Origin of the sequence: Acidithiobacillus sp. (genome assembly GCF_023255755.1) — a bacterium.
Classification (GTDB): domain Bacteria; phylum Pseudomonadota; class Gammaproteobacteria; order Acidithiobacillales; family Acidithiobacillaceae; genus Acidithiobacillus.
Window position 1 is genome coordinate 1 of sequence record NZ_JAGDVS010000064.1, and the last position, 18,521, is coordinate 18,521.

General features: G+C 58.1%; 19 protein-coding genes. 6 read left to right on the plus strand and 13 right to left on the minus strand.

The window, feature by feature from the left end; translation table 11 throughout:
• Positions 1–78: 78 nt before the first annotated feature.
• The 4 genes from Q0C48_RS04355 to Q0C48_RS04370 form a co-directional block, all read right to left on the minus strand.
• Positions 79–435 carry a cytochrome O ubiquinol oxidase gene (locus Q0C48_RS04355; protein ID WP_291521910.1) on the minus strand — a complete coding sequence of 119 codons (357 nt, stop codon included), beginning with the start codon at positions 433–435 and terminating at the stop codon, positions 79–81.
• A complete protein-coding gene (locus Q0C48_RS04360) occupies positions 432–1,067 on the minus strand; it encodes a cytochrome c oxidase subunit 3 (protein ID WP_291521912.1) in 636 nt (211 codons plus the stop codon). The genes Q0C48_RS04355 and Q0C48_RS04360 overlap by 4 nt, the downstream gene beginning before the upstream one ends.
• Before the next feature lie 67 nt (positions 1,068–1,134).
• On the minus strand, positions 1,135–3,282 hold the full coding sequence (locus tag Q0C48_RS04365; RefSeq protein WP_291521914.1) for a cbb3-type cytochrome c oxidase subunit I: 2,148 nt from the start codon (positions 3,280–3,282) through the stop codon (positions 1,135–1,137).
• An 18-nt stretch (positions 3,283–3,300) separates the two neighbouring features.
• Entirely contained in the window at positions 3,301–4,266 is a 966-nt protein-coding gene (locus tag Q0C48_RS04370) for a COX aromatic rich motif-containing protein (protein ID WP_291521916.1), read from the minus strand.
• Positions 4,267–4,975: 709 nt separating this feature from the next.
• On the opposite strand from Q0C48_RS04370, the gene Q0C48_RS04375 reads away from it, so the two are divergent.
• From Q0C48_RS04375 to pdxH, 3 genes are read left to right on the plus strand one after another with little or no spacing between them, the layout of a single operon-like run.
• Positions 4,976–5,716 carry a type 1 glutamine amidotransferase domain-containing protein gene (locus Q0C48_RS04375; protein ID WP_291521918.1) on the plus strand — a complete coding sequence of 247 codons (741 nt, stop codon included), beginning with the start codon at positions 4,976–4,978 and terminating at the stop codon, positions 5,714–5,716.
• A gap of 1 nt (position 5,717) precedes the next feature.
• Entirely contained in the window at positions 5,718–6,377 is a 660-nt protein-coding gene (rpiA, locus tag Q0C48_RS04380) for a ribose-5-phosphate isomerase RpiA (RefSeq protein ID WP_291521920.1), read from the plus strand.
• A 26-nt stretch (positions 6,378–6,403) separates the two neighbouring features.
• Entirely contained in the window at positions 6,404–7,060 is a 657-nt protein-coding gene (gene pdxH / locus Q0C48_RS04385) for a pyridoxamine 5'-phosphate oxidase (RefSeq protein WP_291521921.1), read from the plus strand.
• A gap of 11 nt (positions 7,061–7,071) precedes the next feature.
• Here pdxH and Q0C48_RS04390 read toward each other — a convergent pair whose 3' ends face one another.
• From Q0C48_RS04390 to Q0C48_RS04405, 4 genes are all read right to left on the minus strand, one after another.
• A complete protein-coding gene (locus Q0C48_RS04390) occupies positions 7,072–7,383 on the minus strand; it encodes a hypothetical protein (protein ID WP_291521923.1) in 312 nt (103 codons plus the stop codon).
• Entirely contained in the window at positions 7,380–8,027 is a 648-nt protein-coding gene (gene leuD / locus Q0C48_RS04395; protein WP_291521925.1) for a 3-isopropylmalate dehydratase small subunit, read from the minus strand. The genes Q0C48_RS04390 and leuD overlap by 4 nt, the downstream gene beginning before the upstream one ends.
• 147 nt (positions 8,028–8,174) lie before the next feature.
• Positions 8,175–9,587: a 3-isopropylmalate dehydratase large subunit gene (leuC, locus tag Q0C48_RS04400; protein WP_291521928.1), complete on the minus strand. Its 1,413-nt coding sequence runs from the start codon at positions 9,585–9,587 to the stop codon at positions 8,175–8,177.
• Positions 9,588–9,636: 49 nt separating this feature from the next.
• On the minus strand, positions 9,637–10,401 hold the full coding sequence (locus Q0C48_RS04405) for a class I SAM-dependent methyltransferase (protein ID WP_291521930.1): 765 nt from the start codon (positions 10,399–10,401) through the stop codon (positions 9,637–9,639).
• Between the two features lie 131 nt (positions 10,402–10,532).
• Between Q0C48_RS04405 and Q0C48_RS04410 the strand changes: the two genes are divergently transcribed.
• The 3 genes from Q0C48_RS04410 (at position 10,533) to Q0C48_RS04420 (ending at position 12,528) form a co-directional block, all read left to right on the plus strand.
• The gene (locus Q0C48_RS04410; RefSeq protein WP_291521932.1) at positions 10,533–10,796 is read left to right on the plus strand and encodes a PbsX family transcriptional regulator; all 264 of its coding nucleotides are present in this window, start codon (positions 10,533–10,535) and stop codon (positions 10,794–10,796) included.
• A complete protein-coding gene (locus Q0C48_RS04415; protein WP_291521934.1) occupies positions 10,793–11,578 on the plus strand; it encodes a helix-turn-helix transcriptional regulator in 786 nt (261 codons plus the stop codon). Before Q0C48_RS04410 ends, Q0C48_RS04415 begins: the two co-directional genes overlap by 4 nt.
• 257 nt (positions 11,579–11,835) lie before the next feature.
• Positions 11,836–12,528 (plus strand): hypothetical protein, encoded by a 693-nt coding sequence (locus Q0C48_RS04420; protein WP_291521937.1) that lies wholly within the window; start codon positions 11,836–11,838, stop codon positions 12,526–12,528.
• Here the strand turns inward: Q0C48_RS04420 and cobC are convergent.
• Genes cobC through Q0C48_RS04445 form a run of 5 tightly spaced genes read right to left on the minus strand, consistent with a single transcriptional unit; the run spans position 12,525 to position 18,437 of the window.
• On the minus strand, positions 12,525–13,166 hold the full coding sequence (gene cobC, locus Q0C48_RS04425) for an alpha-ribazole phosphatase (RefSeq protein ID WP_291521939.1): 642 nt from the start codon (positions 13,164–13,166) through the stop codon (positions 12,525–12,527). The genes Q0C48_RS04420 and cobC overlap by 4 nt on opposite strands.
• Positions 13,167–13,177: 11 nt before the next feature.
• Entirely contained in the window at positions 13,178–14,020 is an 843-nt protein-coding gene (locus Q0C48_RS04430; RefSeq protein WP_291521941.1) for a hypothetical protein, read from the minus strand.
• Between the two features lie 42 nt (positions 14,021–14,062).
• On the minus strand, positions 14,063–15,367 hold the full coding sequence (locus tag Q0C48_RS04435; protein ID WP_291521943.1) for a UDP-glucose/GDP-mannose dehydrogenase family protein: 1,305 nt from the start codon (positions 15,365–15,367) through the stop codon (positions 14,063–14,065).
• Positions 15,364–17,181, minus strand: a complete 1,818-nt coding sequence (locus tag Q0C48_RS04440) for an ABC transporter ATP-binding protein (RefSeq protein ID WP_291521945.1) — start codon at positions 17,179–17,181, stop codon at positions 15,364–15,366. Before Q0C48_RS04440 ends, Q0C48_RS04435 begins: the two co-directional genes overlap by 4 nt.
• Before the next feature lie 11 nt (positions 17,182–17,192).
• Positions 17,193–18,437, minus strand: a complete 1,245-nt coding sequence (locus tag Q0C48_RS04445; RefSeq protein WP_291521947.1) for a glycosyltransferase family 4 protein — start codon at positions 18,435–18,437, stop codon at positions 17,193–17,195.
• Positions 18,438–18,521: the final 84 nt, after the last annotated feature.

Consider the following 18,521-nt stretch of genomic DNA (forward strand, 5'->3'; position numbering starts at 1 on the left):
GCCCGGACAGATCGCCGAGGTTGTTGGTGTTTAATCCTTCTTTTAACATAGTGCTGAAGACCTCAAGGTTTCGCTCTGTCAGTGCGTCATGCCCGGCATGATCATCGTGTGCAGATACAATTGCGAGAACATCCACCAAGTCAAACCAATGGTAATCAAAAAGAGCGGCATGAACAGCACCAAAGCCACGGTATTCCAGATATTGTGTTCGGAAATATCGATATGCAACAGAAAGTAAATCTGCGCGATAACCGCTATACCTGCGCAGACCGCGATGACCATCAGCAAACCAAAAGGCGGCACGGCACGCGATGTTACCAAAAAAGTGGCGATAAGCATCAGGATGCTGGAAATCGCGAACCCCGAAAAATATCCTCTGGAGGTAGACATTTGTACTTCCGGATGCAACGTCGGATCATCGTGACCATGACTCATGACATATATCCCCACAAATAAACGAACACATACACAAATACCCAAATAATAGCCTGCAAATGCCAAAACATACGCAGTGTCAACAACCGGCCCACCACATCCGTGGTAAAGCCCTTGCTCAGCACCTGGGCCATCATTACCAGAATCCAGATCAATCCAAAGAAAATATGGGCGGCGTGCACCTGGGTCAGGACAATAAACGCAGATACACCACCACTGGTCGCCACAGTGATACCCAATGACGCCAAATGCATCATGTCATGGATGTCCAGTGCCAGAAATAATACACCCAACACGAAAGCCGCGATCAACCCGTTGATCAGCCCGCTTTTGTTTTTGTGCTTGAGTGCATTCATACCCAAACCATAAGTCAGCACACTGAAAAACAACGCCATGGTCTGGGCAAATGTATACCAGGGCTTTACAAATTCTGCCGGCGTAGGACCGCCAAAATAACTATGCTGGTAACTCAGCACGCCATAAGCAGCGAAAAGTGTTGCGAATAGCATACCATCGCTCAGCAGATACATGAAATAACCAAAGGTGCGGGTGGAGATCACATCATGCTGATAGTGACTTTTATCCCATAATTCTGCTGTTTTCGGATCCACATTACTGGCATGAGAACTCATAAAAAACTCCTCAATCTACCGTTCATTAACTGGTAGCCGATGCCTCGGCCACCACCTGTCAGAGTCATCAACTGCGATGATCCAGCCCCACTGGTGAGCTCGGCCGCGACACCAGTGGCGGCAGATCAGAACGCTCATAGGCTATTGCCTCACCCAATACGCCGCTACCTGCCTGACGACGCTGTTTGCCAACCTGTGCTTCACGGCGCATAGCTTCTTTTTCCATCTTTTCCAGTTCCGCCGCCGTAATGATGTAACCCGGATCGCCCTTGAAGGAGCGATAGATCACGAGCGCAATGATTGCCAGTAAAGTCAGGGCACAAAGCCACCAGATACGCCATACCAGAGCAAAACCCAGGACAAAGGTCAGGCCACCGAGGATAATGGCCACACCGGTATTATTCGGCATATGAATATCCTCATAGTGATCAGGCTGGACATGATCGATGCCATTATCACGACGCCAGGCCACTTCATCACGCGCACTGATATGCGGCAATACGGCAAAGTTATAAAATGGCACAGGAGAATGGGTAAGCCATTCCAGCGAGCGGGAGGTACCCCAGGCATCAGCACCAACCTGGTTCTTCGCGTGATCGCGGATACTGACATAAAGCAGCGCAAAAAATGCGAGGACGGACAGCATATAAACCGCAATGCCGAATTCCATCACCAGGAGATAAGGGTGCCAGACGGTGTTGAACACGTAATCCAAACGCCGGGTCATACCCATAAAGCCGAGCATGTACATTGGCACGAACACCAGCGCCGTACCGGCAGAGAAAAGCCAGAACATGGTCTTTGCCCAGAACTCATCCAGTTTGAAGCCGAAGACTTTTGGGAACCAGTAGATCACCGAAGCAAAAATGGCATACACAATCGTCAACAGCATGGAGTGAAAATGCGCGACCACGAAAACGCTATTGTGGACCATGTAATTGATGGCCGGAACGGCCAGCATCATGCCGGTCAACCCGCCAATTAGCAGCAGGAAAAGCGCACCAATGGCCCACAGCATGGCAGCGTTAAAGGTCAGGCGACCGCGATACATGGTAAATGCCCAGTTAAACACCTTCACACCGGTAGGAATACCGACCAGCATGGTGGCCACACTAAATGCGCTATTCACGTAAGGACCAGCGCCCATGGTAAAGAAGTGGTGCAACCAGACCAGCCAGGAAACGCCGGCAATAGCCATACTGGCCAGCACCATGGTGATGTAACCAAACAGCGGTTTCTCCGAGAAAGTCGGAAAAATTTCCGACATCATGCCGAAAGCTGGAAGGATTACGAAATAGACTTCCGGATGGCCCCAAATCCAGAACAGGTTGGTGTAGAGCATCAGATTACCGCCTAGACCCGCCGTGAAGAAATGGGCACCCAAATATCGATCTGCAGCCACCAATGCCAGTGCCACCTGCAATGCCGGGAAAGAAGTCAGTGCAATCACGTTCGCAGAGAGTGTGGCCCAGACAAAGATCGGCAACCGGCCCCAGGTCATGCCCGGTGCGCGCATCTTGATGATAGTCGCCAGAATGTTGATGCCACCCAGAGTGGTGCCCAGCGCCACCAGTTCCATGGTCCATATCCAGTAATCCACGCCCACGCCCGGACTATATTGCAACTCAAAAATCGGTGCATATCCAAACCAGCCATTGTGCGCGAAATCGCCAACGAACAGAGAAATCATGATCAGTGCCCCCGCCGCGGCGGTAATCCACAGCCCCAACGCATTCAGGTAGGGATAGGCCATATCGCGGGCACCGATCTGAATGGGCACTATGATGTTCATGAAGCCGACCAGCAACGGTGTGGCTGCCAGCAGAATCATGATTACCCCATGGGCACTGTAGACCTGCCCAAAGTGGAAAGGCGTCAGATAGCCATGTAACGCACCAAAAACACCCGAAGAGTGAGAACCCACCCCCCAGGCCTGCTGCGTCCGGATCATCAGGCCATCAATAAAACCACGGAACAGCATCACTAAACCGATGAGAATGTACATCACGCCCAGCTTTTTATGATCTACCGTGGTCAGCCATTCCTTCCACAGGTAGGTCCATTTTCCGTAGTACGTGATCAGGCCCAGTACCAGAATAGCCCCGATGACCACCGCGACAAACAATGGCGCCAGGATGGGGTTGTCATAAGGAATCTGAGACCAGGCAAGGCGCCCCAGCATGGGGCTCCAGCCTCCAGCTAAATCTACGAGCATCTATCAATCCTCCTGTTGTTAGTCGCGATGTTCGGCGTTCTGCTTCTGCATATACGCCACCATGTTCTCCGTCATCATTGGCGGGATGGGCCAGGTTTTTCCATTCATGACCTCATCGATGACATGATCAAACAAACCATCCTGCACCGACGAAAAGTACGCCACCTTGTGATGCACATTGATATAAGGATCAGCGTAATTATTGAAGCTCGTGTAGGTCATGGATGCCGGGGACTGCTGCACCCTTTGCACCCATTGGCCAAAGTCGGATGCACTCAACATTTTCGTCTTGAAAGTCATCCACGAAGTACCCGCGCCGGCATAGTCCGAAGCGATTCCTTGATATTCCCCGGTGTTATTGCTTTCCAGGGCGTTTTTCGTACGCATGCCGGGCATCACGTCAATCATGCCTACCAGTTGCGGGATAAAGAACGTCGTGGTCACGGCGGTCGAAGTCAAACGGAAAAACACCGGGGTGTGCGCAGGCAGCACCAGTTCATTGGCTACGGCCATATGATACTGCGGATACACAAAGAGCCACTGCCAGTCGGTAGCAATGACGTCCACCTCGACCGGATCACTTGCAGGCTTCAGATGATTGGTGATAATCGTCGGATTATACGGGTTTATTTCGAAAGTTCCGGTTACGGCAAAATAGGACAAAAAGCCGACGGCAATGATGGGAATACCCCAGACAACCACTTCAATAGTATTGGAATGGGACCAGGCAGGATCATATTTCCCCCGGTTTTTACCCTTCTGATAGCGCCACATGAACCAGACCACCAACAGAGCAGTCAGCCCAACGATGGTACCCATGATCCCGACATCCACCAGCAGATAAAACAGATTGGTATCGGCCATCAACCCTTTGGGATCGAATATCCAATAGGGGTTACCAGCGCAGCCGTTGAGCAGCAGAATCGGCGCGAGGGCCGCATAGCGCCAGCCATTTTTCAAGGTATTCCTCCACTTCACTTGCATTGACATTTCTCCCTGACGGACTACAGACCATCCGCGATATGACAGGATAGCGGTCACTATCCGATTACCTTTCCCGACGCTGCGTGCAGATCAGAATTTTTATGCACTTTCCTGGCAAAGCGGCCACAGGATCATGGGGCTCAGGCTCCGGTTATCCCGCAGCAGGCGGGCACTGGAGCCAATAATCACCACCATAAATCATACAAAGTTGTACTTTTTGAACCTATTGATTAGCTGGCTGTAAAACTAGTGCAGGCTGGAACGCAAAGCAATAGAGATTTGCCACAAATATTTTTGGGCTTAGGTAAATACTATTAGTGATTATGTGGCCGTTCTAATTTATAATTTAGAATATAGCATTTATCTAATATTATGTTAACAACAAAACGCTTCCGGAACAGTATATTAATAAATATCCATATGTGGTATATAACATTACTATAGACTTTATTGTTATTTATTAGTATAATTTAACGCTCCTGCCGGGCGATTCACGAATGGAATTTTCTGGTCAATTTTCAACATATAAAAACCTCTGCTAGTATTTTGTTAAGTAAAAAATGGCCCCGCCACATAATCCCGCACCGCCGGCAAGCAATTTTGCAGAAATATCCGTTCCGTCCTCTATAACAGATAATCCGATGATGACCCGTTCTCGCACGGGTAAGGCCGCCCTTTCCTTGCCTGCTGGCCATGCTAAACTCGGGGCATGACTACTCAGCCTTTCGTCCTGATCCTGCTCAGCGCGGCGCGGCGTCTTCGCCTCAATGACGGCACCGAAGCCGCTACCGGCTTCTGGGCAGAAGAACTGGTAACACCCTGGCAGATACTGTGCAAAGCAGGATGGCGACCCCAGGTAGCCACGCCGGGCGGTGTACCGCCGCCAGTCGATGCCGAGAGTCTGGACCCGGCCACGCTTGGTGGGGACCATAACAAGGCTGCCAGTTTATGTGATGCCGTCAGGCAAATGACGGACTTGCACACACCCATTGATTTAGATGTGCTGACGGGCAAAGATCTGGACACCTTAATCGGTGTTTTCATTCCCGGAGGCAACGGGCCGCTCATGGACCTCTGTCAGGCACCAGGTGTGGACCGGTTACTACGCCACTGCGTGTCGGCAGCAAAGCCCATCGCCACCCTCTGTCACGGCACAGCGGCACTCCTGGCTACCTGTGGCGGAGCAGACCGTTCGCCATTCTGCGGGCAACAGGTGACCTGCTTCAGTGCTGCGGAGGAATCAGCAACATCGCTGGCCGGGCGCTGGCCTTATACGCTGGAAGACCGCCTGCGGCAGGAAGGCTTTCGGGTGAGCACCGGCGCTCCGTGGCAAAGCCATGTCGCCACTGACCACCTTATCCTCAGCGGCCAGAATCCGGCCTCTGCGTTGGCACTCACCCATGCTTTTATACAACGTCTTCCCTCCACACCAACACACAAAGGAAAATAATATGAATGCTGATGCACTCAAAAAAATGGCGGCCGAGGCAGCCCTGCGCTACATCCAGCCCGGCATGGTCGTCGGGGTAGGTACCGGCTCCACCACCAACTTCTTCATCGAGGCGCTGGGCGCAGCCAATATCCATGTGGACGGCTATGTGGCTTCCAGCGTCGCCACCGAAAACCGTCTCAAAGCGCGAGGCCTCAACGTGCTCGACCTCAATGGTACCGGCGATATTCCGGTCTACGTCGATGGCGCTGATGAGGTCGACCCGCACTTTCGCCTCATCAAGGGTGGCGGCGGCGCCCTTACCCGTGAAAAGGTTGTCGCCAGTGCTGCCCGCCTCTTCGTCTGCATCGCGGATGTCAGCAAGGACAAGCCTATGCTCGGCAAATTCCCCCTGCCCGTGGAAGTGATTCCGTTCGCCCGCAGCTTTGTCGCCCGGCAACTGGTGAAACTCGGTGGCAGCCCCACCCTGCGCAATGGCGTCACGACGGATAATGGCAATGTCATCCTCGACGTCACCGGACTCGATCTCTCTGACCCGTTGCGGATGGAAGAAAGCATCAATGCGATTCCGGGCGTGCTGGACAATGGCATATTTGCCCATCGGCGTGCGGATGTGATGCTGTTTGGCAGTGCTGACGGAGTCATCGAACGCAAGGCGTAAGTGGTAACAAGCGACTGGGGGGCAATATGGAAGGCGAAATAGACCACCGCGGTACCCGCCGTGACTTCATTCACAGCGAGTTGCATCGCCGGGACCTGAATCCTGATCCCTTCCGCCAGTTCGCTGACTGGCTGGCGGCAGCAACAGAGGCAGGCAACTTTGATGCAACGGCCATGGCGTTAGCGACAGCGGACGCGGAGGGGTACCCTGACGTACGCTTCGTCCTTCTCAAACATTTTGACGAACGTGGTTTGTGCTGGTACACCGACCAGCGCAGTCAGAAGGGGCAGGAACTGGCGGCAAACCCGCAAGCGGCCGCAGTATTTTACTGGCCGGAGAATGATCGACAGGTGCGCGTAAACGGGCCGGTCGAGAGGCTCAGCGATGCCGAGGCAGAGGCCTATTTTCAGCAACGCCCCAGCGGCAGCCGTTTTGCCGCTGCCGCCTCCGAGCAGAGCCAACCCATCGCCAATCGCGAGGCATTGGAACAGCGAGTAACCGATTTACAGGCCCGTTACCCGACTGGCGATGTGCCCCGCAATCCCGCCTGGGGGGGCTATCGCTTGTTACCAGAACGCTTTGAGTTCTGGCAGGGTCGACGCAGCCGACTGCATGATCGCTTTCTTTACCACCGCTCGGAAGATACCGGTGGAGTCTGGGTGATTCAGCGGCTGATGCCCTGAGCGGCGCAGCGCTAAAACTCCTCCAGTCGCGCCTCGTAATCCACCACGATCATCCGGTAGATGTTTCCCCCCAGTTGTACATGGGCAGACTGTGGGGCACCGATACTGATCGTGTTACCCCCCGCCACACTCAATCCCGAAGGTCCGAAGTGCTCCTGCTCAATAAGGTCGTTGAGCAGGGCCTCCAACTCCTCACGGGGTACCGAGACAGTGTTGTCAATCACCCTACAAAGTTTGCCTCGTTTAGTTTTGGCCTCAAGGATGACCGCATCTGAACGCAGGGGCGGCAGTCCGCCCTCCTCTTCCTGCTGTTCCTGAATCATATCTGCCCGCTCCTGGGAGATGCATCGCGAAACAGCCACGGGGCACTTTGCCGCCGCCGTGTTTCGTAAGCACGGATGGCACCCTCGTGCTGCAAGGTCAGTTGGATGTCATCCAAACCATGCATCAGTTTGTGCTTGTGGCCCGCATCCATGGGGAAGGTATACCGGCTGTCACCCATGGTCTGCACTTCCTGTGCCGGCAAGTCGATGCGCAGACGGTAGCCGGGGTTCGCCGCCACTTCATGGAAGAGATGATCCACCACATCCATGGGCAGGCGCACCAGCAGGATGCCATTCTGCACACAATTATTGGCGAAAATGTCGGCGAAACTCGGGGCAATCACTGCCCGAAAGCCATAATCTGCCAAGGCCCAGGGGGCATGCTCACGGCTGGAACCACAGCCGAAGTTTTCCCGTGCCAACAAGATCTGTGCTCCCGCATAAGCGGGCTGATTGAGCACGAACTCCGGGATATTTACCTGCTTTCCATCCCGCTCCAGATAACGCCAGGCGTCAAAGAGATGCTTACCCAGCCCCTTGCGCTCGATGGTCTTGAGGAACTGCTTAGGGATAATTGCATCGGTGTCCACGTTGGGACGATCCAGTGGCGCAACCACCGCTTCTACTACGGTAAAGGCTTCCATTATTTCTCCATCCAACGTTGTACGACATACTCCGCGGCGCCACCTTCTGCTGACCAGCCGCGGATTGCCGCAAAAATACCGACCTCCACCATACCCAGGCTGCACAAGCCCAAGGCGACACGCAGTAACCAAGACCGCGCGCGCTTTTTAGTGCACGACCCAGTCACGCACATCCACAAAATGGCCGGCAATGGCAGCCGCTGCGGCCATGGCAGGGCTCACCAGATGGGTCCGTCCTCCAGCACCCTGACGCCCTTCAAAATTGCGATTACTGGTGCTCGCGCAACGCTCCCCCGGCTCCAGGCGGTCGGCATTCATAGCCAGACACATGGAGCAGCCCGGCTCCCGCCATTCAAAACCGGCATCCCGGAAGATGCGGTCCAGGCCTTCGGCCTCCGCCTGCGCCTTGACCAGACCGGAACCCGGCACTACCAGCACCGCCTTGACCGACGCGGCCTTGTGATGGCCTCTGGCAACCGCCGCCGCCGCCCGCAAGTCCTCAATGCGGGCATTGGTGCAGGAGCCGATGAATACCTTGTCCAGCGCTATCGAAGAGATGGGTGTTGCGGCCGCCAGATCCATGTAAGCCAGCGCATCACTCCAGCCCTTGCGCCGCACCGGGTCTTTTTCCAGTGCAGGGTCAGGGACATGCGCGGAAATATCCACCACCATCTCCGGGCTGGTGCCCCAAGTGACCTGGGGTGCCACATCCGTAGCCTCCAGACGAATCTCCGCGTCGAACTGCGCATCAGGGTCGCTGTGGAGCTCGCCCCAGACCGCAACCGCCTGATCCCAGACCTTGCCGACCGGGGCATAGGGACGGCCACGCAGATAATCGATGGTGACGGCATCTACGCCCACCATGCCCGAGCGCGCACCCGCCTCAATGGCCATATTGCACAGGGTCATGCGGCCTTCAACCGACAGTGCCTGCACCGCAGGTCCGGCAAACTCGATGGCGTAGCCGGTGCCACCCGCCGTACCGATTCGTCCGATAATGGCCAACACCAGATCTTTCGCGGTCACCCCATTGCCCAGCTCACCCCCCACCCAGATGCACATGGATTTGGATTTGCGCGCCCACAGGCATTGGGTCGCCAGCACATGCTCCACCTCGGTGGTGCCGATTCCGAAGGCCAGCGCCCCCAACGCCCCATGGGTCGCCGTGTGGGAGTCCCCACAGACCACCGTCATGCCCGGCAGGGTCAGGCCCTGTTCCGGTGCAATGACGTGAACAATGCCCTGACGCTTATCGTGCATACCAAATTCTTCAATGCCAAACTCCGCACAGTTCTGGTCGAGGGTATCCACCTGCAAGCGCGAGGTGACGTCGGCAATCCCTGCGGCGCGATCAGTGGTCGGCACGTTGTGGTCGGCCGTCGCGATATTGGCATCAATGCGCCACGCCTTGCGGCCCGCCGCCCGCAGCCCGGAAAAGGCCTGCGGGCTGGTCACTTCGTGCAACAATTGCCGGTCGATATAGAGCAATACCCCGCCGTCCTGCTCCGTATGGACCACATGGCTTTCCCATAATTTATCGTAGAGTGTTTTTGCAGACACCACTTGTCTCCTCAGAAAGTTGTCGTTTCCGGTCCACCGACGGACCGCGTCAGGCGGGCGGGGGTACGGCCTCTATCCAGGCCGCATCTATGGCACAATCGTTGTTCGGCTGAATGGCGAAATAGTCCCGCACCTCGGTGGCGGCATGCGCGCAAAGACTGCGGATCGCGGCGACCTGCAACTCCGGGGTCCGCATGCGCGCTATCCAGCTCTCAAAGCACAAAGGCAATTTCCAGGCCTGGTGGTCGCTGACAACGAAACCCGCCCGGACTAGCATGACTTCCCACTCAGAGCACCGATAATCGCGCACATGGGAGGCATCCCGCAAGACTTCAATGCTTTGCAGCAGGGTATCCAGCAGCGGTGTCTCCGGTGCGATAACATCAATCACCACCAGCCTGCCCTCCGGTTGGAGCACCCGCCGCACTTCCCTCAGGGCACGCGGCACATCCGCCCAGTGGTGCGCCGAGAAGCGGGTCACCACCAGATCGAAGCAAGCATCGGCGAAAGGCAAAGTTTCCGCCGCGCCTTGCTGCGTCCGCACATTCGTCAGCTTGCGCTGCTGCGCCTCGGCCGCCGCTACCACCAGCATCTCTGCCGAGAGATCATAAGCCGTTACCTCCATGACCTCACCCGCCAGCGCAAAGCTCGCGTGGCCCGCACCACAGCCAAGGTCCAGCACTCGCCAATCGCGCTGACCATCGGCCAACGCGCGCAACCGCTGCAGATCAGCCCCCTGCGCATGAGTAGGACTCTGCAGATAATCCATTGCGGCGACGCCAAACTGTACATCTACTAACTTTTGCTGGTCCATGATCAATCCTTACGCTATCGTTTTTTACGGCGTGAAGCATCGTACAGACCTTGTTAAACTGGTACAATATGACAATTTATACTGGTATATGTTCTACCATGAGAAACTTGTATTGCATCCAGGAGAAAAGCATGGAAACCAGACTGCCGGTCAAGAAGTGGGGGCATGGTCTGGGGGTCAGACCGCCCTCCGCCATTACCCTCGAAGCCAACCTGCATGCGGATCAGGAAGTGACGCTTGGGGTAGAAGCATACAGGGTCATCGTCGAGCAGGTTCCGGCAGACCACCTGACGCTCAATGAACGCCTGAATCGCTTTGATCCGCTGAAGCACGACGGAGAAGTCACGACCGATGATCGGATAAGTGCTGAGCATCTGCTGACCGTCTATTCATGACCGGCAACGCGCCCCTTCTCGGCGACTTTATCCGCCGTCACCGCGGAAAAGTCACCCCGCAGCAGGCGGGCCTCAGCATACAGGGACGACGACGCACCCAGGGTCTGCGCCGCGAGGAACTGGCCCTCCTCTGTGGAATCAGCAGCACCTGGGTTACCTGGATAGAGCAAGGCCGCCCTGTACAGCCCTCCACTGCCGTACTGGACCGCCTGAGTCAAACACTGCAACTCTCCGAAGCTGAACGCGCCTACCTGTTCGATCTGGCCGGCCGTGCTGATCCCACTGCCGACAAAGCCCACACCCAGCCCCCGCATGCCGTACTGCGGATTGTGCAAGCCCTGGACACACCCGCCTATGTACTGGATCGCTATTGGAATGCGATCGCCTGGAACACGGCCGCGGCGGCGCATTTTGTCGGCTGGATGGACCAACCCCCGACACCGGGCAGCCCTCCCCCTAATCTGCTGGAATTCCTCCTGCTGAATCCCACGGCGCGCAGTTTTGTCGCCGACTGGGAAGGCCGCACCCGGCGGATCATCGCGGAATTTCGTGCGGATGTGGGCAAGCACCTGGACGATCCGCAAATGGCCCGTCAAATCGAGCATCTTCAGCAAAACAGTCCGATTTTTGCTCAGCTCTGGGCTGCACAGGATGTCGTCGAACGGGAGGGTGGCAGGCGGGTTTTTCAGCACCCACAGCACGGGCAGGTGGTCTATGAGCAGAGCACGTTATTGCCAGCGACCAGCACCGATCTCAAGCTGGTCATCCTGCTGCCGGAATAGGAACCAACGATTTCTGGCTTGCTGGCTTTGTCACGGCGCCCCTCGGCACCCCACAATGCCAATTCTTGTTCCTTGCCAAACTTGTGGGCATAATTCCCGCACATTCAAAAGTTGATTTCCAGATGATTCATTCGCACCCAATTACAGAGGAATGGGAGGATTGCATGCGGTTTCGATCATTGGTAGGAATAGGCATTCTGTCCTCGTGGGCAGTAGTATCAGTTGCGCATGCGGCTCCCCGTTTCACTGTGGGCAATGTGCCATCGTACTACCAGGGGAATTACGGAACAGGCAGCCATATCAACATTTTTTACGATGCCACCTATTTCCAGTTTCGAAATCGGGACCTGCGTCTCAAGTTGATGGTTCCCTACATCTCCGTTTCCGGGTTGCCCCAGGGGGCACGGCTTACGGGTGGGGGTGTTGTCCACCGCTCTGGCACGACACAAACCCGGAATAACGCGAGCGGTCTGGGTGACATCTGGTTATCCGCACACTACACGGTTTACCAGAGAACCGGTCTTTTGCCCGCCGTGGTGCCCTATGCCAAGGTCAAGCTTAGTACAGCCTCCGCCGCCAATGGATTGGGCACCGGGCGCAACGATTACGAGATCGGCATGGGTCTGGGCCAGACCATTGGCACCCGCATCTTTCCATTCGCCCATCTGGGCTACCGTTTCGTGGGCAATCCCGTTGGCGGCAATCTGCACAATATCTGGACCTATGACATAGGTTCCAGCTTTGTTGCCACGCCACGCAACATCCTTACAGCGATGTTTTCTGGTTCCGAATCCGAGCAGCCGGGTTATGCGGGTCCGGCAGACATTGTTTTTGCCTGGAACTACAATGTCACGCGCGCCGGTAGTGGTATTCAGCTCTATGGAGACAAAGGATTGTCTAATGGCAGCGCGAATTACGGTGTTGGCCTAGGCGCTCAGGTCGTCTTTTAACTGGTTCCTGGAGATCCGTGCAGATTCTTGAATAAAATACTATCTTCGCCGACCCACGGACCGTCGGCGAGGCTGAGGCGGCCGTCCTGCCAATGGATAGTAGTAAGGGAGCCGTTCGCGATTTGCACTTGGCGGAATCTCGCAAGCGGTTCGCCCCGGATTTCAAGGACGGCGGTCCTGATCACCCCTGTATGGGTAACGACCAGGATCGGTCTAGGTCCTGCGGCGGTGTCCTGGAGGAAAGAGCGTACGCGGCGCTGAAGATCGGAAAGGGACTCCCCACCCGGAGGCGCCACCTCGTCAGGGGCCCTTTTCCAGCGGCGCAACAACTCGGGCCACCGAGTTTTGATCTCCGCTTGCTGCAAGCCTTCCCAGTCGCCGTAACTCATCTCCACCAGCCGCTCATCCGTGGCGATGGGCAGACCCAGGCGTTCTGCGACGATACTCGCGGTGGCATAGTCCCGCTTCAGCGGGCTGGCCACAATGGCGGCAAGGTTCAGGCGCGCGAGGTGTTCCGCAACCCTTCGCGCCTGCGCCTCGCCGTTGGGCGTGACTTCCGGGTCGCTGCGGCCCTGATAACGCCCGCTGCGATTCCATTCGGTCTCACCGTGCCGCAACAAAAACAGGATGGTCTCCATAACCGGGGCTTTTAATAACGCCAGGAAACACCGGCCACCAGCCTGCTGCCGGCATGGATGCTCTGACCCGCCAGATCCATCTGGTAGGCGATGAGCGGCCGCACGTTTTTGGTGACGGCGTATTCGAGTCCGACACCACCTCGCAATATATTGTAGAATTCTGAGGCGTTGGGGGTTGTACTGACAGCGAGCGCGTTACTGGCCAGCGTTTTGGAAAAAAAAAGAGTACCGATGACGGTGAGGCGCCGGATGAGACCGACGCCCGCCACCGCCGAGGCCCGCACCTGCGTCACACCATCCCTGACGTAGATGCGCGGGCCGACTGAAAGGCCAGCGTACGCCAGCCGGGACCCGAAATTATGCTCTACTCCCACTTCGTAATCCGGTTCGACGGCCAGGGCGCCGGTCCCGAGTTGGGGGGTGGTCGATGTCCGCCCGGTGGGAATGATCGCGTTGACGGTAATTGCGTCGGCGAAGTGCGCACGCTGTCGCAATCCGTAGGAGAGGCCGATCTGTTGATCCTGCAACCCCCCTGCGGAATAGGACGCCTTCGGTTTGGATTTGGTGAGCAGGGCGGCGCGCAATTGGTAAACCAGCGCCCAGCCCTGCCCGATCCCTTGCTCGCCGTCGATACGGAATTGCGTCTCCGAAAGCTTTGAATGGGTCGGGGTGGTGGTGGTGCTGAATGAAGTCTGCGGGAAGAGGCTGTCGGAGTGATAAAATCTCACCGTGGCCTTGATTTTCCCGGACCCTGCGGAGGGAATCCACGGCTGGGCATACGCGGACTGGCCCCATCCCGCGTAACAGACAACCAGCATGACCAGGGCCAGGGGCTTCCTGCGGCGGATATGCATGGGTTGAGCCTCTCCTGTGTAAATGATAACGCCGGTGTGTGCCTAGTTGGCGAAGGCCAGATATTCGAACCCCATGCCGCGCATCTCGTCCGGCGAAAGCAGCCCACGACCGTCCATGACCGCCTTACCTGCCATTGAAGAGTGGACGTGCGACCAGTCGAGGCTGCGAAACTCCGGCCAGTTAGTGGCGATCAGGACGGCATGACAACCCCGTGCCGCAGCATAGGCATCGGCACAATATTCCAGGGCAGCATGAGGCGGCAACACTTTTTGCGCGGTAGATATAGCGGCCGGGTCATAGGCCTGGACAACAGCGCCCTGCTGGCAAAGCATGGAAATCACGGACAAGGCAGGTGACTCGCGCACGTCGTCGGTCTGTGGTTTGAAAGCCAGCCCGAGAACGCATACCGCCTTGCCGTGGAAGCCCCCCAAGGCGTCGCCAAGTTTTTCGACGGCGAGACTGCACTGGCCGGCGTTGATGTCCGTGACCGCATGCAGAAATTGCGAATAATACCCCTGCTGTTCCGCAATGGCGGAGAGGGCCAGGACGTCCTTGGGGAAGCAGGAGCCTCCGTAGCCAAGGCCGGACTCCAGGAATTCGGCGCCAATGCGCTCGTCGAACCCCATGCCTTGGGCAATGGCATGGATATTGGCCCCTACCCGCTCGGCAATACGGGATATCTCGTTGATAAAAGAGATTTTGGTGGCGAGGAAGGCGTTGGAGGCGTATTTGGTGAGTTGGGCGCTGGCCGGGTCCGTCAACAGGACCGGGCAGCGCAAGGGGGCATACAACGCCGCCACCTCTTCCGCCGCAGCACTGTCCCAGGCACCGATCACGGCGCGATCCGGGTGGAAGGTATCATATACCGCCGACCCTTCGCGAAGAAATTCGGGATTGACGACCAGCGGGGCATTGATCCCCGGCGACAGATGGCTTGCCAGGATGGCGGCCACGCGCTCAGCGTTCCCGCCGGGAGGGGTGGTGCTCTTGAGGACGACGATGAGGGGCTGCGTCGCCGCGAGGGCGACCTGCCGGGCAGCCTCTTCCACCTGGCTCATGTCGGCATGTCCGCTGGGAGTCGGCGGCGTGCCGACGCAGATGAAGGCCATATCTGCATGCTGCATGGCTTTCTGGCAAGAGGTAGTGAAATTGAGGCGGCCGGCCCGGACGTTCCGTTCCACCAGTTCGGGAAGCTCTGGTTCAATGAAGGGGATCTGGCCCTGACGCAGCAGGACGATCTTCCCTTCGTCCATGTCCACTCCCGTGACGTGGTGCCCTAACTCGGCCAAGCAGGCTGCGGTCGTCAACCCTACATACCCGACACCAATGACTACGATGTGCTTCATACTGCCTCCTGCGTGATACTCATGGATGATTTGTAGTAACCCTGCTGCCAGAGTCGGGCATATTGGCCCCCTTGCGCGAGAAGCTGCTCATGGGTTCCGTCCTGAATGATGCAGCCGTGTTCGAGAACCAGTATCCGGTCGGCGGCGGCGATAGTCGCCAGACGGTGGGCGATGACCAGGGTGGTGCGGCCACTGGTGAGGCGATTCAATGCCTCCAGCACGCGACGCTCGGAGAAGGTATCCAGCCCGCTGGTAGGCTCGTCGAGGATGACGATAGGCGCATCCCGCAACATGGCCCGGGCAATGGAGACACATTGCCGCTGCCCGCCGGACAGCGATGCCCCCCGCTCTCCGACCAGGGTGTCGTAGCCGTCGCGCAGGCCCCCGATGAGGTCATGGAGGCCAACCGCCAGCGCTGCGGCAACGGCCTCTTCGCGCCCCGCACCAGCGCGACCGTAGGCGATGTTCTCCCAGATGGTGCCGTGGAAGAGGAGCGGTTCCTGCAGGACCAGGGCTATCTGGTCGCGGACAGAGGCGACTTTCAGGTCGCGCAGATCGCGCCCGTCCAGCAGGACCTGCCCTTCTACGGGATCGTGGAAGCGGGGAATGAGGCTCACCAGCGTGCTTTTGCCGGCGCCCGTAGTGCCCACCAGGGCCACCGTCCGGCCGGAATCCACACGGAAGGAGATATCCTGCAGCACCAGTTCACCGGTCTGGTAACCGAAGGAAACGGAGCGAAATTCCAGCGCACCGGTACAGGATGGCAGAAACACGGCGTTCGGGGCATCCCGGATATCGGGTTCTTCGGCGAATATATCCCCGAGGCGTTCGGCCGCCACCGTCGCCTTGCTGACGGTCCCGGCCATCTTGGCGAACTGGCGCAGAGGCGCCGCCATACCGCGCAGGTAGGCGAGAAAAACCAGCAATTCGCCCGTCGTGATGCGCCCGGCCAGCACCTGGGAGGCGCCGTACCAGACAGCTATCCCCACGGCTGCGGCCACCAGGCCGCCCACCAGGGGGGTAAAACGCATTTGCAGTTCGTTGGCTTCCAGTGCCGCATCCAGGCTCTGTTCGGCGCGTTCGCGAAAGCGGTTTTCCTCAAAGGATTCCCGGCCATACGCCTGGACGACAGGGATGCCGGCGATGCTTTCCTGCGCCATGCTCCACAATTCGCCTTCTTTCCGCCGCGCCAGGCGGAACGCCTGCTTGAGGCGCCGGGTGTGACGCTGGGTAATCACCAGCAGCAGGGGGACAGATGCTATCACCACCAGGGCGTAGCGCCAGTCAATGGCGAGCATGATCCCGGCCATGCCGACGATGGTGAGCAGGTGGGCAAAGAGCCCCGTTCCCACCGACACGACAAAGTCCTGAAGGGTCTGAATATCGCCACCGAGCCGAGCCATGAGATCCCCGCTCTTCTGACGACGGTGAAATGCCAGCGAAAGCCGCTGCAGATGGGCGAAGAGGGTGCGCCGGATGTCGAAAACGGCGCGTTGACCCACACGCAACAGCAGGCGGCCCCCGGCGTAGGCCAGCGCAGCGTCGGCCACGGCGAACAGGAGCATGACAATCCCTAGGACATCCAGCAGCGCCACGCGCTGGCCGAGGGGATCCGGCAGGAACCCGGCAAGCCAGACAGGCAGAGGTTTCTGAGAAATCACACTGTCGATGACGAACTTCAAGGGCCAGGGAATGACCAGCAACACCATGGCCCGCGCCGTCATCGCCAGAGCGGCGCCGGACAGCGCCGCCCAGTGCGGATGCAGGAACCGGCGCAGGTCCCAAAGGGAGAAGGGGGGTTGCCTCTGGTCCATCGCCGCACCCATCACATCGGCCCGGATCGCAGGGCGGCGATGATATCCGTCACCTGCCGGGCGGTTCTGCCCCAGCCGAAGATCCCCCCTGCCGCCTCGCCGGCACAGTGCCCCATGGCCTGCCGCTGCGACGGCCCGTTCAGCATGGTGAGGATGCAGCCGACACAGGCCGCAAGGTCCCCCGGCGGGAAGAGCAGACCGGTCACGCCATCCTCGATCAGGCTGGGTAGCTGGCCGATTCGGGGCGCCACCACGGGCCGTCCGACCGCCAGCGATTCCACCACTTTGAGGGGCGAGAAATAGAACCCGTCCTGGGGGAGGTAGGGCGCTACCGTAAGGTCCATGGCGGCAAGGTAGCCGGGGATATCTTCGTGGGGTACGCGCCCGGTCATGATGACCTTGCCACCGAGACCATTTTCCGTCGCACGGGACTGGAGGGCGGCGCTGCCGGGGCCTTCGCCCACCACCAACAGCACCGCCTCCGGCAACTGTCGGCTGACCAGCATAAAAGCGTCGAGCAGAAAATCCAGGCCATGCCAGGGCTTCAGGCTGCCAACGAAGCCGATGACCGGTCGCCCATCGAGCCCGAGGCGTGTGCGAATCCCCTGTCCATCCACTTGCGGGTGGAAACGGCTGATATCCACCCCGTTGGGTAGCACGGTTACACGATTCGCCGGCACCTGCCGGGAGAGCACGTGCTCACGAACGGCTTCTGACACGGCCACGATATGGTCGGCCCGCTGGAAGGCCGCGACTTCCGCCTCTTCCGCCATGGCCTTCAGCCGTAATCCCCGGAAATGCTCCTGTTCGTAGACCAGGGGCGCATTCACTTCCAGCACGTAAGGCACCTTCAAAGCGCTGGCGAGGTCGCCGCCGGAGCGATGAAAGAGCGCATAACGCTCATAGAGCGCGTCCGGCCGCACACCTGCCGTATCCAGGGCATCCAGGGCGCGCGCCGCGAGCCGGCGGTCGCAAATCAGCTTGTCGATCTCCCGGCGCACAGTCTGGTCATATTCATCCTGCCCGATTCCCAGCCGTTCCCCCTCGCTGCGGATCTCTGTGGGATCGGCGTCGGGCGGCAACTCGATCAGCCGCGCCGGTGGGTAAGGATTCCCCTTCCCCTGCCTGGCGCAGAGTAGCGTGACCTCGTGCCCGGCGCGTGCGAGCGCAGTGGTGAATTCCCGCACATGCACCGATGCCCCTTTGTCCCCGAGGACGGGGATACCGCGATCCGCGCACAGGTATACGATATTCATGGCTGCACACTCTGCACGAAAAGGGTGCGCAGGGCCTTGGCGGTCTCCCAGCATTCGAAGCGCTCCTCTATCTTGCCCCGGCTC

Bases quoted from the DNA above. Each gene is read 5' to 3' on its own strand.
- Q0C48_RS04365 (WP_291521914.1), bottom strand. From the start codon at position 3,282: ATGCTCGTAGATTTAGCTGGAGGCTGGAGCCCCATGCTGGGGCGCCTT.
- Q0C48_RS04390 (WP_291521923.1), bottom strand. From the start codon at position 7,383: ATGATTCAGGAACAGCAGGAAGAGGAGGGCGGACTGCCGCCCCTGCGT.
- Q0C48_RS04360 (WP_291521912.1), bottom strand. From the start codon at position 1,067: ATGAGTTCTCATGCCAGTAATGTGGATCCGAAAACAGCAGAATTATGG.
- Q0C48_RS04415 (WP_291521934.1), top strand. From the start codon at position 10,793: ATGACCGGCAACGCGCCCCTTCTCGGCGACTTTATCCGCCGTCACCGC.
- Q0C48_RS04355 (WP_291521910.1), bottom strand. From the start codon at position 435: ATGAGTCATGGTCACGATGATCCGACGTTGCATCCGGAAGTACAAATG.
- Q0C48_RS04430 (WP_291521941.1), bottom strand. From the start codon at position 14,020: ATGCATATCCGCCGCAGGAAGCCCCTGGCCCTGGTCATGCTGGTTGTC.
- pdxH (WP_291521921.1), top strand. From the start codon at position 6,404: ATGGAAGGCGAAATAGACCACCGCGGTACCCGCCGTGACTTCATTCAC.
- Q0C48_RS04375 (WP_291521918.1), top strand. From the start codon at position 4,976: ATGACTACTCAGCCTTTCGTCCTGATCCTGCTCAGCGCGGCGCGGCGT.
- Q0C48_RS04435 (WP_291521943.1), bottom strand. From the start codon at position 15,367: ATGAAGCACATCGTAGTCATTGGTGTCGGGTATGTAGGGTTGACGACC.
- Q0C48_RS04405 (WP_291521930.1), bottom strand. From the start codon at position 10,401: ATGGACCAGCAAAAGTTAGTAGATGTACAGTTTGGCGTCGCCGCAATG.
- Q0C48_RS04445 (WP_291521947.1), bottom strand. From the start codon at position 18,437: ATGAATATCGTATACCTGTGCGCGGATCGCGGTATCCCCGTCCTCGGG.
- Q0C48_RS04440 (WP_291521945.1), bottom strand. From the start codon at position 17,181: ATGGACCAGAGGCAACCCCCCTTCTCCCTTTGGGACCTGCGCCGGTTC.
- leuD (WP_291521925.1), bottom strand. From the start codon at position 8,027: ATGGAAGCCTTTACCGTAGTAGAAGCGGTGGTTGCGCCACTGGATCGT.
- Q0C48_RS04410 (WP_291521932.1), top strand. From the start codon at position 10,533: ATGGAAACCAGACTGCCGGTCAAGAAGTGGGGGCATGGTCTGGGGGTC.
- cobC (WP_291521939.1), bottom strand. From the start codon at position 13,166: ATGGAGACCATCCTGTTTTTGTTGCGGCACGGTGAGACCGAATGGAAT.
- Q0C48_RS04370 (WP_291521916.1), bottom strand. From the start codon at position 4,266: ATGCAAGTGAAGTGGAGGAATACCTTGAAAAATGGCTGGCGCTATGCG.
- rpiA (WP_291521920.1), top strand. From the start codon at position 5,718: ATGAATGCTGATGCACTCAAAAAAATGGCGGCCGAGGCAGCCCTGCGC.